Here is a 13,504-nt window from a genome sequence, read left to right on the forward strand (position 1 = left end):
CTCAAACCTCGTCGTAGACGACTTCGAGGGACGGCTTGGTCACGTGCGCGACGCCGCACATGTCCTCATGGGTCGCCGGGACCAGGACCACGTCGCGGCCGGTCACATCGCTGGAGAACAGGCCGAGCAGCCCGTCCTGCGTGAGCGGCGTCGGCCGGTGCGGCGCGGACGTGGCGACGTTGGCGGCCAGATCCGAGAACAGGCTGCCCCAGCGGCTCTCCGGACGGCCGATGATCTCGTAATTGGCGCTCTTGCGGCGGATGTCGTCGTCGGCCGGAATCGAGGCCAGGACCGGGATGCCGGCGGCGTCCGCGAAGGCCTGGGCCTCGCCGGTGCCGTCATCCTTGTTGATCACCAGGCCGCCCACGCCGACATTGCCGCCGAGCTTGCGGAAATACTCGACCGCCGAGCAGACGTTGTTGGCGACGTAGAGCGATTGCAGGTCGTTCGAGCCGACGACGATGACCTTCTGGCACATGTCCCGGGCGATCGGCAGGCCGAAGCCGCCGCAGACCACGTCGCCCAGGAAGTCCAAGAGGACGAAGTCGAAGCCCCAATCGTGGAAGCCGAGCTTTTCCAGCAGCTCGAAGCCGTGGATGATACCCCGGCCGCCGCAGCCGCGCCCGACCTCGGGGCCGCCGAGCTCCATGGCGTAGACGCCGTCGCGCTTGAAGCAGACATCGCCGATCGCCACCGGCTCGCCGGCGAGCTTCTTCTTCGTCGAGGTCTCGATGATGGTCGGGCAGGCCTTGCCGCCGAACAGGAGCGAAGTGGTGTCGCTTTTCGGATCGCAGCCGATCAGCAGGACCTTCTTGCCCTGCTGGGCCATCATGTAGCTGAGATTGGCGAGCGTGAACGACTTGCCGATACCGCCCTTGCCGTAGATCGCGATGATCTGCGTTTCTTTCTTCACGGGGGCGGTCGAGACCGCATCCGGCTCGATCGCCGCTTCGGCGCGGAGCTGGGTGGCCTGATCGAGGGCGGCCTTGTTGAGCTGAACGTTCACGCGGCGTCCCTCCAGTCGAGGATCATCTTCAGGCAGGCGGGATCGGCGAAGGCTTGGCGATAGGCGTCCGGGGCTTGAGCCGCCGGGGCGCGGTGGGTGATCAGCCCGTCGAGGGAGAGGCGGCCGCCCTCGATCAGCGCTGTGACCGCGGCGAGATCCTCGGGGCGGAACTCGGCCGAGATCCGGATCCGGGCCTCCCGCATGAAGGCCGGTGGGAAGGCGAAGGACAGGGGCGCCTCGTAAAAGCCGGCGAGCACGATTTCGCCGCCGGGGGCCAGGCGGGCGATCAGCCCGTCGAGGCCGGACGCATCGCCGCTGACATCAGTGATCACCGCGTAATCGCGCCGGGAATCGTCCTCCGGTGCCAGGACCGTGTAGCCGGGGGCGCCTTCGCGGCGGGCCGGGTCCAGCTCCCAGACGGTCGGCTCGGCGCCGGCGGCGAGCGTGAGGCGCGCCAGCAGCCGTCCCAGCACACCGTGCCCCACGATCAGCGGCTTCGCTCCGGCGGAGAGGCCGCCGAGCGCCCGGTAGGCCGTGGCCGCGAGCGCGATCAGGCAGGCCGTGTCACCGAGAGCCGAGTCCACCGGCACGAGGCGGGCAGCCGGGGCGATGAGGTGCGAGGCCGCGCCGCCGAACAGGCCGCGGACGGCACCGAAGCAGCGGGCACCCGGGACGAAGACGGTCTGTCCGACTCGGACCGGCGCATCGGCGGCGGCTTCGACCACGGTGCCGACCGACTCGTAGCCCGGGACCAGGGGGTAGCCCATGCCGGGGAACGGCGGCATGCGGCCCGACCAGAGAAGACGCTCGGTTCCGGTGCTGATCCCGCTCCAGGACACCGCCACGACCGCGTCGGCAGCTCCGGCAGGCGTCAGGGCCAGGCGATTGAGCGCCAAGTGCTCCGGACGTTCGAGGATGACGGCAAGAGCGTCCATGACTGGAATAATCCGCCCTGTGTTTTGCGACTCTCGCTTTGGCGGAACCGCTATGTGTCATCCTAGATAGACACAATGGCGCGTCAAGTCATTCTTACATCAACGTGCGTCTTTCTGCGCGACGATCAGACGTGTGAGGAGCGGACGGCGGGTCCGGTGCTCGCGCGTGGTCGCAAAACCCGCCCTGCGCAGCATGGCGTGCAGCTCCTCGGCGCGGCGCGGACGGCCCGAGCCCATGGCGAGGAGGTAGAATCCGAAATACGCATCCCCAACCGGCTCGGCCCCTGGCGTGCCGGCCATCGGCTCCGCCAGGATCAGCGTTCCGCCGGGCGGCAGCGCCGCGTGCACGGCCTTGAGCAGGGCCAGCGCCGGCCCGTCATCGTGATCGTGGACGATCCGGACCAGGGACATCGTGTCGGCACCGGCCGGCAGGCCGTCGTGGAAGCTGCCGCCGCGGCAGGTGATGCGCTCGGCCAAACCCGCCTGCGCCAGCCGCTCGGCGGCGCGACCGGCCACGGCCGGAAGGTCGAACAGGGTCAATGGCAGGGCGTCATGCCGAGCCGCGACCGCTTGCAGGAACGCCCCCTCGCCGCCGCCGACATCCATCAGGTGCCGGCTCCGCGAGAGGTCGCAGGCATCGAGCACGTCGTCGGCGATCAGCGCCTGCGACGAACCCATCAGGCCGCCATAGGGCGCCACCGAGGCCGCATCGGCGGTCTCGCCGGCGGCGTAGGGCCAGTAGCGCGCGAGCCGGGTCGGCTCCGCCGTCCCGCGCAGGAGCGCCACCGGATCCGCGAGGTCGGCGTAGAGCAGCGCGTGGTGCTCCACCATCGCGGCGATCCCGGGATTGCCGGTCAGGGCGGCGCCGAGATCGGCGAGGCCGAAACGGTCGCCCGGCAACGCCCGGACGAGGTCGAGGGAGGCGGCGGCACGCATCAGGCAGCGCGTCTTCTCGACCGGCAGGTCGAGGCGGCGCGCCAGCATGTCGAGGGTCAGTGGCCCCTCGGCCAGGATCCGGAAGAGGTCGAGGCGGATGCAGGCCGTCAGCACCTGCGTGTAGACGAAGCCGGCGCAGAGATCGAACAGCGCCCGGGTGTTCTTCCGGGCGATGCCCCGGGTCAGCGGGAAGCCCGCTGCCCAGCGCTGGAAGCGCGGGCTCGCCACCACGCGGTTCCGCCAGCCGAGCCAGCGGTCCCGGAGCGAAGCCCGAGGAGCCAAGGTTGCGCCGGGGCGCGGAACCGAGCCGGCGGTCAGGCCGCCACCGCGCGCAGGCTCGCAGGCAGGAACAGCCGCGCCTGCGCCTCGATCTCGGCTTTGAGCTGCGCCACACCCGGACAGGCCGGGATCGCCGCCACCGCCTCACGGGTGAGACGGGCCAGGCGATCCAGGGCGCCGTCGGTGCCGAGGAGCGCGGCGGCGTTGGGGCGCCCGAGGGTGGCGTCGCGACCGGCGGGCTTGCCGATCTCTTCCTGGCGGCAGGCGACATCGCGCAGGTCATCCGCAACTTGGTAGGCCTCGCCGAGACACTCTCCGAGGCGCCGCCAGGGCTCTGGATCGGATCCCGCGGCTGCCGCGCCCAGCACAGTCGCGGCGGCGAACAGGGCGCCGGTCTTGGCCTGCTGGTAGTCGCTCAGGCTGATATGGGCCTCCGACTCCCAGGCCTGTCCGGCCGCGATGCCGCTGGGCGAGCCGGCGGCGCGCCCGAGGAGGCCGACGAGGCGACCGAGCCGGACCGGATAGGGGCCGGCGGCCCGAGCCAGGGTCTCGAAGGCCAGAACGATCAGGGCATCGCCGGCGAGCACAGCGATCGGCTCGCCAAAGGCAACGTGCACCGTGGGTTTCTGGCGGCGCAGGGGGGCGTCGTCGAAGCAGGGCAGGTCGTCGTGGACCAGGGAGGCGCAGTGCAGCAACTCGATCGCAGCCGCCGCGGCCTCGGAGGCGGTGGGATCATCGTCGCCGCAGGCCCGGGCCACCGAGAGGCACAGGCGGGGCCGGATGCGGTGTCCGCCGGGAAAGACGGCGTAGCGCAGGGCCTCGGCCAGGAGGGGCGGCGCACCCGGCGCCTCGGCATAAGCCACGGCGCGATCCAGCGCCTGTTCGATCCGCCGGCCCGACTCCATGGCGCGCCTCCCGTGTTATGATCGGTTGTCAGCGACAAGTGTCATTTCTTATTGACACTTTGCGGACCGGAGATCAATCCCAATCGGCAGGCGGACGGCGTGGGGTTGAGCGTGGCGCAGGAACGCGTCGTGGTGATCGGAGCCGGGATCGGCGGTCTGGCCGCCGCCCTACGGTTGGCGCATGCCGGGCTATCGGTCACGGTGGTTGAGCGCGCCGCGCGGCCGGGCGGCAAGATGGCGCGCGTGCCGGTCGGCGAATTCGCCGTCGAAACCGGCCCGACCGTGTTCACGATGCGCTGGGTCTTCGAAGAATTGTTCGCCGAGGCGGGCGCTCGCTTCGCAGACCATGCGCAGCTGACGCCGGCGAGCCTGCTGGCCCGGCACGCCTGGACGAAAGACGCGCGGTTGGACCTGTTCGCCAACCCGGACGCCTCGGCAGCGGCGATCGCCGACTTCGCCGGGCCCCGGGAGGCCGACGGCTACCGCCGATTCTGCGCCCGCTCGGCCGAGGTCTACCGGACCCTGGAAGGTCCGTTCATCCGCGAGGGCCGGACCAGCCCGACCGGCCTGGCGCAACGGGTCGGGATCTCGGGTCTCGGCGACCTCTGGCGCATCCAGCCCTTCGCGACGCTGTGGTCGGCGCTCGGCACGTTCTTCCGCGATCCCCGGCTGCTGCAGCTGTTCGGGCGCTACGCGACCTATTGCGGCGCCTCGCCGTTCACCGCGCCGGCGACGCTGATGCTGGTCGCCCATGTCGAGCAGGCGGGGGTCTGGACCGTGGCGGGCGGCATGAGTGCGCTCGCCGGGGCGGTGGCGGATCTGGCCGCGGAGCGCGGCGCGACGTTCCGCTACGGCGCGCATGTCGAGCGGATCGTCACCGAGGGCGGCCGGGTCTCCGGGGTTGTCCTAGCCGACGGCGAAAAAATCCCAGCGGAAACCATCGTCTGCAACGCCGATGCGGCGGCGCTCGGCGCGGGGCTGTTCGGCCCGGACGCGGCGCTCATGGGTGAGCGGCTGGCCCCGGCCGAGCGCTCGCTCTCGGCCGTCACCCTGTGCACGGCGGCGATCCCGCAGGGCTTCCCGCTGGCCCACCACACCGTGTTCTTCTCGGCCGATTACCGGGCCGAGTTCGACACGATCCTGCGGCAGCGCCGCCTGCCCGACGACCCCACCATCTACATCTGCGCGCAGGACCGGACCGAGACGGGCGCCCCGCCCGCCGGGCCGGAACGCCTGCTGATGCTCGTCAACGCCCCGGCCGACGGCCGGGAGCGCCCGCTGACGCCCTCGGAGATCGCCCGATGCGAGACGAATCTGAATCGCCGGCTGGAAGCCTGCGGGCTGACCTTCGCGGAGACCCTGCCCCTGGTGGTGACCGATCCGACCGGGTTCGAGAAAAAATTTCCGGGGAGCGCGGGGGCGCTCTACGGCCGGGCGCCGCAGGGCTGGGCCTCGACCTTCAAGCGGGCGGGCGCCCGGACCGCCCTGCCGGGCCTGTACCTGGCGGGGGGCACGATCCATCCTGGCCCGGGCGTGCCGATGGCGGCGCAATCCGGCCGGCTGGCGGCGGCAGCGATCCTGCAGGACCTCGATTCGACGGCCCGGTCGCGCAGAACGGCTACGCGTGGTGGTACGTCGATGCGGTGAGCGATGACGGTCGCCAGGGGCTGACGATCATCGCCTTCATCGGCAGCGTGTTCTCGCCCTATTACGGCTGGAGCGCCGACAAGGACCCGTTTGCCCATTGCGCCATGAACGTGGTGCTCTACGGCGACCAAAGCCGCTTCGCCATGACCGAGCGCGGCGCCGGCAGCCTGTCCCGCAGCCGGCACCACATCGCCATCGGCCCCAGCGCCATGGCGTGGGACGGCACGGCCCTGACGGTCCGGATCGACGAGCGCGGCGCCCCCCTGCCCCGGCGGATCCGCGGCACGGTGCGGCTCACCCCGCGCGGCTTCACCCCCGGGCCGTTCCAGCTCGATCCCGGTGGGCGGCACCGCTGGTGGCCGATGGCGCCGTCCTCGCGGGTCGAAGTCGATCTCGACCGGCCCGATCTCCGCTGGACCGGCAGCGGCTATTTCGACACCAACAACGGCGACGAGCCCCTGGCCTCGGCCTTCACCCGCTGGACCTGGTGCCGGGCCGACCTGCCGGACGGCGCCGCGATCCTGTACGACGTGCGCCACCGCAACGGCGGCGGCCAGAACCTGTCGCTGCGCTTCTCCCACGACGGCAGCCGCCGCGAGATCCGCCCACCCCTGGCCGCGACCCTGCCGGCCACCTCGTTCTGGCGCATGCCCCGGGAGACCCGCAGCGACGACGGCCGCTCCCGGGTGCTCACCACCTTCGAGGACACGCCGTTCTATTCACGCTCCCTGCTCGCCTCGACGCTCGGCGGCGAGCCCGTGCGGGCCGTGCACGAGAGTCTTTCGCTGGACCGGTTCCGCAACCCGCTGGTGCAGCTGATGCTGCCGTTCCGCATGCCGCGGCCCTATGCGGGATGATTTTTTTTTGGATGTGGGAATGCGCACGATCCGGGCGGGTGCCTCATAACCCACCCCGTCATTCCGCGGCCGCGAGGCGGACCCCGGAATGACGGGGTGTCCGACTTACGCGTGCGCACAAGTCTGACCGCGCTGGAAAGACGAGCTCCAGCAATGCAGCGGCTTTCCATACATCTTCGTAAGTCGCGAACATGTCCTCAGCCCCGAACCTCCCACCCGCCACCTCATCCTGAGGTGCCGCAGCGCAGCGGAGGCCTCGAAGGAGCCCTCCAGAGAGCTCCGCGATCCCTGGAAGCCTCCTTCGAGGCTGCTGCGCAGCACCTCAGGATGAGGTGGAGGGTGGGATCTTTGATCGCTCGGGATGCGGTTACAGCCGACCCAGAACCTTCGTCTGCGACTCCTGCAAGCTCTTCCAGAGCGAAACACCCTTCGACCAGGACGGCATGTCCTCGATGCGGACCGACGCCGGATCCTGCGCATCGGCTTTCGATTTCTCGAGCTCACCCCAGGCTTTGACGAAGTGGTTGACGACCGGATCACCGGTTTCGACGCTCAGGGCGGCCCGCCCCTGGTGCCGCTCCTTCGCGAGGCTCTGATACTGCACCTGCGCCGCGGCGCGCTTCTGCGCCCAGTCCAGGGACGCTTTTTCCTCCGGGCCGGCGCCGTCCAGAACGGTGATCGTCGCCTTGGCGGCCGCCGCCGCATCGGTGCCGCGGGGATTGGCGGTGCGGGACGCGCGCGCCGCGATGGACGCAACCTCGGATTTGGCCGCCTTCACCTCGGTCGCGGAGAACAGGCCACCGTGATTGGTGGCGATGGCGTAGAGCGCGCGGCGGTCGAGCGCCTGGATGCGGATGGTGCCGTGCCAATCCTGGTCGGTCGTGGCGGCATCGGCCACCTTGCCGAGCTTCTGATAGCCGGCATCCAGAAATTTTCGAGCCTCGACGGCGACCTGCGAGAAGGATTTCTTGTCCGCGTCCGCCGTCGTGGTCGACGGCGTGGTGGTCGTCCGGGTGCGCCGATCCGAGGTTGAAGGCGTGGACGTTTTCGACGTCTCAACGTGCGGGTGATAGGAGCTGCCGACGTATTTCAGGAACGCTGAAAACACGATGATTCTCCCGCGAATAATTTTTGGCTATCAGTAAGCTTAGTCCGAGATCAAGCCGAGAACTATGCTCGGCGCTGCTTGGCACATGATCAGCCAAGGGAACGATTTTCAAAAATAAGATTTTGAGGAGGCTATCTGAGAACTTGATATCATCGGGACACGACGTGGCGTCGATGTCAAGAAGAACGCCCCGCCGTCATTGCGAGCGCAGCGAAGCAACCCAGGGCGGCGCGCGATCTCCAAATGTGGCGTTTCCCTAGGTTGCTTCGCTGCGCTCGCAATGACGGCGTGCGGCTTCCTGGGACGGGAGCTCAGGCGAGAGCGGACCGGCGACCGCCCGAAAAGCGCCACGGGCGGATCCGGTCGGTGATGCAGGCCAGGGTCGCGAGGCTCAGGACCAGCCCAAGGGGAAAGCCGGTCAGGCCGGCGCCCTCGCGCAGGAGCGCGAACAGGGGCGTGGCGAGCAGGAGCGCGCGCTCGGGGCGGCGCAGGCCGCCGGCGCGGTGGGCGGTGAGCACCAGCAGCAGCGTCGCCGGAACCAGGGGCACAAGGTCGTAGACCGGCAGGTAGGGCGAGAGCAGCGGTGCGGCAGCGAGCAGGGCTGCGGCGCGCAGATCGGGCTCTACCGGCCGCGTCCAGGCACGGATGGCGAGGGCGAGCGCCAGGGCGGCGACGAGCGCTTGGAGTGCCCAGGCGGCCAGGATCGGGCCGCCGAGCAGCCGCACGGCCCCGAAGGCGCTGGCATTGAGTTCGAGCCCGGCCGCGGCCTTTTGCAGGATGATCCGGTTGGTCTCACCGAGCGTCCCCAGGAAGCCGATCCACGGGGCGGTGCCGAACAGGGCCAGCGAGGCGAGGCACAGGGCGAGCGCGGTCGCCAGGCAGGAGGCCAGGCAGGTTTTGCGGCCGGTGATCAGCAGGAGCAGCGGCGCAAGGGCGGCGAAATGCGGCTTGTAGGCGAGCAGGCCGAAGCACAGGCCGGACAGCCAGGGGCGGCGGTCGACCAGCAGCGCCCCGAGGGTCAGGAGCGAGGCCGTGAACAGTCCGTTCTGGCCGTAGGTCAGGTTGCAGAATACCAGCGGGTGGGCGAGCGCGATCCAGGCCGCGTCGCGCCGGCCGGCGGCGAACCGCATCGTCAGCGCGAAGGTGGTCAGCGACAGGACCGTCCAGAGAAAGAAGGCCGGCTGCGGCTCCAGGGTCGCGAAGGCCGCGGCGGGGATCAGGAACACCGGCGGGTAGTGCCAGGCGAACCGGCATTCCGGCCCGAACGCCGCCTTCAGGTTCTCGAGATGGACGGCCAGGTCGTAGGGCTCGCCGCCCCGCCCATCGAGGGCGGACCGGCCGGCCACCCAGATCTGGCTGAAATCGTTGCCCAGCATGTCGCCGTACCAGTTCCGGCGCGGCTCCGGCCCGGTGCCGAACACCACGGCGACGATGGCGAGCGTCAGCGGCACCAGCACCCAGGCGGCGCGCTTGGCGAAGGCGAGCAGCCGGGCGTCGCTGCCGACGAGGTCCTTGAGATCGGCCCAGAGCGCCGCGGTCCACGACACCGGCGCTGCGATCGGGATGGGCGCGGACATGGCGGCTTTCGGCGGGGTGGTCGACCGCCACTCTAAGGCGAAGGCGGTTCCGCCGTGGTTAATGACGCGGTTTGCCGAACGCCGCGGCTTGTGCGAGAGGGGCGCGGCTGCGACATTCGCGCCGTCAACGGGGGCGGCGATGACGATGCGACCGGACGAGGCCTCCCCCGCCCCGCGCGTCCTGATCTACAGCCACGACACGTTCGGGCTTGGGCACCTGCGGCGCTCGCGGGCGATCGCCAACGCCATCGTGGCGTGCAACCGCGGCGCGCGGGCGATGATCATCTCCGGCTCCCCGGTGGTCGACCGCTACGCCTTCGCGCAAGGCGTCTACACCGTACGGCTGCCATCCGTGACCAAGTTCGCCGACGGGAACTATGCCAGCCTCGACGGCACCACGCCGCTGGCCCGCACGGTGGCGCAGCGCACGGCGATCATCGCCCGGACCGATGCCAGCTTCGCCCCCGACCTGATCCTGGTCGACAAGGAACCCGCGGGTTTCCACGGCGAGCTGATGCCGGTGCTGGAAGCCGCCGCCACCCGGGGCACGCGCCTCGTGCTCGGCCTGCGCGACGTGCTCGACGACGCCGACCGCCTCGTGCCCGAATGGGAGCGCAAGGGCGCCGCCGAGATCATGGCGCGGTTCTACGACGAGATCTGGGTCTACGGCCTCAGCCGCATCCACGAGCCCCTGGCCGCCCTGCCGATGGAGCCCGAGATGGCCGCCCGGATCGCCGAGCGGCTGATCTATACCGGGTATCTGCGCCGGGAGGTGCCGGAGATGCGCGCCGGCCGTGAGGAGCCGGCCATCGCCCGGGGGCCGTTCGTGCTGGTCACGCCCGGCGGCGGCGGCGACGGCGCCGCGCTGATCGACTGGGTGATCGCCGCCTACGAGACCGATCCCGGCATCCCCCTGCCCGCCCTGATCGCCTTCGGACCGTTCCTCGACGACGCCACCCGGGACGGCTTCACGGCCCGGATCGACCGGCTCGGGCAAAAAATCGCGGCGATCACCTTCGACAGCCAGATCGAGTTCCTGATGCGCAAGGCCGCCGGGGTCGTGGCGATGGGCGGCTACAACACGTTCTGCGAGATCCTGTCCTTCGACCTGCGGGCGATCCTGGTGCCGCGCACCGAGCCGCGCCGGGAGCAGGCGATCCGGGCGCTGGCGGCCGAGCAGCTCGGCCTCGCCCGGGTGCTGCTGGAGGCCGACGGCCGCGCGCCGCAGCGCATGGCCGCGGCGCTCCGTGCCCTGCCGGACCAGAGCGTGCCGTCGCGGGTGCTGGTGCCGGGCCTGCTCGACGGGCTCGACGCGGTCGCGCGCCGGGTCCGGGCGCTGGCCGGCCCCGGGACGCTGGGCGCCCGGGCGCGGGCCTTCTCGTGACGGAGAAACGCATCGCGGTGGTGCTGAAGGGCTATCCGCGTCTCTCCGAGACCTTCATTGCCCAGGAACTGCTGGCCCTGGAGCGGCGCGGCCTGCCCCTGGAGATCTGGTCCCTGCGCCGGCCCACAGACCGCGCCCGCCACCCAATGCACGCGGCGATCCAGGCGCCCGCCGCCTACCTGCCCGAATATCTTCGCGATGCGCCCTTTCGGGTGCTGCGCGGCCTCGGTGCAGCCCTGGCGCGGCCGCGCCTGCCGGCCCTGCTCGCCCTGTTCGCCCGCGACCTTTTTCGCGATCCCTCGGCCTCGCGCCTGCGCCGGCTCGGGCAGGCGCTGGTTCTCGCCCGGGAGCTGCCGCCCGAGGTGGCCCATATCCACGTGCATTTCCTGCACACGCCGGCCAGCGTCGCCCGCTACGCCGCGCTGCTGACCGGGCGGCGCTGGAGTTTTTCCGCCCACGCCAAGGACATCTGGACAACGCCGGCCTGGGAGCTCACCGAGAAGCTCGCCGACGCGGCCTGGGGGGTGACCTGCACACGCGACGGGCTCGCCCGGCTCGAATCCCTGGCGCCGGGCCGGACGCGGCTCGCCTATCACGGCCTCGACCTCGCCCGCTTCCCCGCCGCGCCCCCACTTCGCGCGCCCCGGGACGGGACCGACCCGGCGGCGCCGCTGCGGCTCCTCTGCGTCGGCCGTCTGGTCGCCAAGAAGGGGCATGACGATTTGATCGACGCCCTCGCGGCCCTGTCCAAGAATCTGCACTGGCGCCTCGACCTGATCGGCGGCGGCGAGCTGCGCGGCGCCCTGGAAGCGCGGGTTCGCGAGCGGTTTCTCACCGAGCGCGTGACCTTTCTGGGCGCCCTGGCGCAGCCGGCTGTGGTCGCGGCGATGCGAGAGGCCGACCTGTTCGTGCTGCCGACCAAGCCCGCCCCGGGCGGCGACCGGGACGGTCTGCCCAACGTGCTGATGGAGGCCGCGAGCCAGGCGCTGCCGATCCTGGCCACCGCCTTCGCGGGCACGCCGGAATTCATCACCGACGGCGAACACGGCACCCTGGTCGCCCCCGGCGACCCCGCCGCCCTCGCGAACGCCCTGTCTCGTCTCGCTGCCGATCCGGCCCTGCGTCTGCGCCTCGGCGAGGCCGCCCGGGTCCGGCTGGTGCGCGATTTCTCGGAAGCGGCTGCGATCGACCTGATCGCGGATGCCCTGCGCCTCTCGGCGGGTCTCCCCCCGTCAGCCAAAAGCCTGGAACCGGAGCTGGCCGCGTGCGCGTCCTGATCGCGGTCACGCATCTGCTCGGCGCCGGCCATCTCACCCGCGCCGCCGCCCTGGCGCGGGCGTTTGCGGCGGCGGCCCATGACGCGCTGCTGGTCTCGGGCGGCAGGCCGGCCCCGATGGTGCGGCCGGAGGGCCTGCGCCTGGTGCAGCTGCCGCCGCTCCACGTCGCCGGCACCGACTTTGCGCGGCCGCTCGGGCCGGACGGAAGCCCGGCCGAGGCCGCCCTATTCGCGCAGCGCCGCGCCCTGCTCCTGGACGCCCTGGCGGATTTCGCCCCCGACGCGGTGATCACCGAGCTGTTCCCGTTCGGCCGCCGGGCGCTGGCCGCCGAGTTCCTGGCCCTGGTCGAGGCCGCGCGGGCGCGCCGGCCGCGCCCGCTGGTTCTGGCTTCCGTGCGCGACATCCTGGTCGCGTCGTCCAAGCCGGAGCGGATCGCGCAGGCGCATGAGCGGGTGGCGCGGCTCTACGATGCCGTGCTGGTCCACGGCGATCCGACCCTGGTGCCCCTCGACGCCTCCTGGCCCGTCGATGCCGGGACCGCCCAAAAGATCCGGTACACCGGCTATGTCGACGAGGGCACCGCCTGCCCACCGGCAACGACGCGCAAGGGCGTGCTGGTCGCGGCCGGATCCGGGCCGGCAGGACTCGGTCTGCTGCGGGCCTCCGCCGAGGCGGCCCGGCTTCAGCCGGCGCTCGGCTGGCGGATCCTGGCGGGGCACGGTGTGCCGGAGGCCGATCTGGCTGCACTCGGCCGCGGTTTGCCGGACGGCACGATCCAGCGGGCGCGTCCCGATTACCGGGCCCTGCTCGCGGGGGCGGCCCTGTCGGTGAGCCAGTGCGGCTACAACACCGCCATCGACCTCCTGGCGACGGCCACGCCCGCGGTGCTGGTCCCCTTCGAGGCCGGCGGCGAGACCGAGCAGCGGCTGCGCGCGGAGTGCCTCGCCGGACGCGGCCTCGCCCGGGTGCTGCCGGAGGCGGACCTGACCGCGGCATCACTCCTGCAAGCGGTGGCCGCCCAGCTCGGCGCAAAGCCGCCCGAGCCGCACGGGATCGATCTCGGCGGGGCGGGGCGGACGGTCAGGATCGTCGAGGATGTTTTGGTCGGTCGCAGCGCTCAGGTCTTCCCGGCGGGTCGGATGGTGCCGGATGCGGCGCTGGTCCCCTCTCCCGTGCGGGAGAGGGACAGGGTGAGGGATGCGACCTCTCCGGAAAAACCTGACCCCTCACCCCAACCCTCTCCAGCACGGGAGAGGGGGCGCGTCGCGACCGGCACGGGCCGGCCCGTGAGCCTTGCCGCCCTTGCGGATCAAAGCACCGGTCGCTCAAACGCCCCCTTCCCTCCCCCCTCTGCGGGGGAGGGTGGCCCCCGAAGGAGGTCGGGAGAGGGGAGCGCCGCTTCAGGCAAAAGTGCGCCGGGCAACACATCCTGCGCCGTCGCGCTGCCCCTCTCCCCCCCTGCTGCGCAGGGTACCCTCCCCCGCAGAGGGGGGAGGGAGAGCGCGCGTTTCGGCTTCACTGTACTCCGAAAAACCCTGGACGAAGTGGCCGCGCGCGGCCAGCGTGTGCCGTTCTGGTGGCGGGACGACGATG

At 71.3% G+C, this 13,504-nt stretch carries 11 protein-coding genes; 5 read left to right on the forward strand and 6 right to left on the reverse strand.

What is annotated here, in order from left to right; all coding sequences use genetic code 11:
- Nucleotide 1 precedes the first annotated feature (1 nt).
- The 4 genes from MKK67_RS30905 to MKK67_RS30920 form a co-directional block, all read right to left on the reverse strand.
- A complete protein-coding gene (locus tag MKK67_RS30905; protein ID WP_243972738.1) occupies nucleotides 2–1,006 on the reverse strand; it encodes a chlorophyllide a reductase iron protein subunit X in 1,005 nt (334 codons plus the stop codon).
- On the reverse strand, nucleotides 1,003–1,941 hold the full coding sequence (bchC, locus tag MKK67_RS30910; RefSeq protein ID WP_243972739.1) for a chlorophyll synthesis pathway protein BchC: 939 nt from the start codon (nucleotides 1,939–1,941) through the stop codon (nucleotides 1,003–1,005). The genes MKK67_RS30905 and bchC overlap by 4 nt, the downstream gene beginning before the upstream one ends.
- Nucleotides 1,942–2,040: 99 nt before the next feature.
- The gene (locus MKK67_RS30915; RefSeq protein WP_243972740.1) at nucleotides 2,041–3,159 is read right to left on the reverse strand and encodes an acetylserotonin O-methyltransferase; all 1,119 of its coding nucleotides are present in this window, start codon (nucleotides 3,157–3,159) and stop codon (nucleotides 2,041–2,043) included.
- Nucleotides 3,160–3,191: 32 nt separating this feature from the next.
- The gene (locus MKK67_RS30920; RefSeq protein WP_243972741.1) at nucleotides 3,192–4,061 is read right to left on the reverse strand and encodes a polyprenyl synthetase family protein; all 870 of its coding nucleotides are present in this window, start codon (nucleotides 4,059–4,061) and stop codon (nucleotides 3,192–3,194) included.
- Between the two features lie 111 nt (nucleotides 4,062–4,172).
- Between MKK67_RS30920 and crtD the strand changes: the two genes are divergently transcribed.
- Both crtD and MKK67_RS30930 read left to right on the forward strand, forming a co-directional pair.
- Nucleotides 4,173–5,708: a 1-hydroxycarotenoid 3,4-desaturase CrtD gene (gene crtD, locus MKK67_RS30925; RefSeq protein WP_243972742.1), complete on the forward strand. Its 1,536-nt coding sequence runs from the start codon at nucleotides 4,173–4,175 to the stop codon at nucleotides 5,706–5,708.
- Nucleotides 5,705–6,565 carry a carotenoid 1,2-hydratase gene (locus tag MKK67_RS30930; RefSeq protein WP_243972743.1) on the forward strand — a complete coding sequence of 287 codons (861 nt, stop codon included), beginning with the start codon at nucleotides 5,705–5,707 and terminating at the stop codon, nucleotides 6,563–6,565. Before crtD ends, MKK67_RS30930 begins: the two co-directional genes overlap by 4 nt.
- A gap of 367 nt (nucleotides 6,566–6,932) precedes the next feature.
- Here the strand turns inward: MKK67_RS30930 and MKK67_RS30935 are convergent, their stop codons facing one another.
- Together MKK67_RS30935 and MKK67_RS30940 are read right to left on the reverse strand one after the other, a co-directional pair.
- Complete coding sequence (locus tag MKK67_RS30935) at nucleotides 6,933–7,463, reverse strand: hypothetical protein (RefSeq protein WP_243972745.1); 531 nt, start codon at nucleotides 7,461–7,463, stop codon at nucleotides 6,933–6,935.
- A 521-nt stretch (nucleotides 7,464–7,984) separates the two neighbouring features.
- Entirely contained in the window at nucleotides 7,985–9,250 is a 1,266-nt protein-coding gene (locus MKK67_RS30940; protein WP_243972747.1) for a glycosyltransferase family 87 protein, read from the reverse strand.
- Nucleotides 9,251–9,395: 145 nt separating this feature from the next.
- Here MKK67_RS30940 and MKK67_RS30945 point away from each other — a divergent pair, with 145 nt between their 5' ends.
- From MKK67_RS30945 to MKK67_RS30955, 3 genes are all read left to right on the forward strand, one after another.
- Nucleotides 9,396–10,634: a glycosyltransferase family protein gene (locus MKK67_RS30945; RefSeq protein ID WP_313899053.1), complete on the forward strand. Its 1,239-nt coding sequence runs from the start codon at nucleotides 9,396–9,398 to the stop codon at nucleotides 10,632–10,634.
- Nucleotides 10,631–11,911: a glycosyltransferase family 4 protein gene (locus tag MKK67_RS30950; protein WP_243972751.1), complete on the forward strand. Its 1,281-nt coding sequence runs from the start codon at nucleotides 10,631–10,633 to the stop codon at nucleotides 11,909–11,911. Before MKK67_RS30945 ends, MKK67_RS30950 begins: the two co-directional genes overlap by 4 nt.
- Nucleotides 11,899–13,504, forward strand: a 1,606-nt coding sequence (locus tag MKK67_RS30955; RefSeq protein WP_243972753.1) for a glycosyltransferase family protein, incomplete at its 3' end; no start/stop codon positions are given. The genes MKK67_RS30950 and MKK67_RS30955, both read left to right, overlap by 13 nt.

It is taken from the genome of Methylobacterium sp. J-072 (assembly GCF_022829425.1).
GTDB lineage: Bacteria > Pseudomonadota > Alphaproteobacteria > Rhizobiales > Beijerinckiaceae > Methylobacterium.

Coding starts and splice junctions, on each gene's coding strand:
- bchC (WP_243972739.1), bottom strand. CDS start 1,941: ATGGACGCTCTTGCCGTCATCCTCGAACGTCCGGAGCACTTGGCGCTC.
- MKK67_RS30920 (WP_243972741.1), bottom strand. CDS start 4,061: ATGGAGTCGGGCCGGCGGATCGAACAGGCGCTGGATCGCGCCGTGGCT.
- MKK67_RS30940 (WP_243972747.1), bottom strand. CDS start 9,250: ATGTCCGCGCCCATCCCGATCGCAGCGCCGGTGTCGTGGACCGCGGCG.
- MKK67_RS30945 (WP_313899053.1), top strand. CDS start 9,396: ATGCGACCGGACGAGGCCTCCCCCGCCCCGCGCGTCCTGATCTACAGC.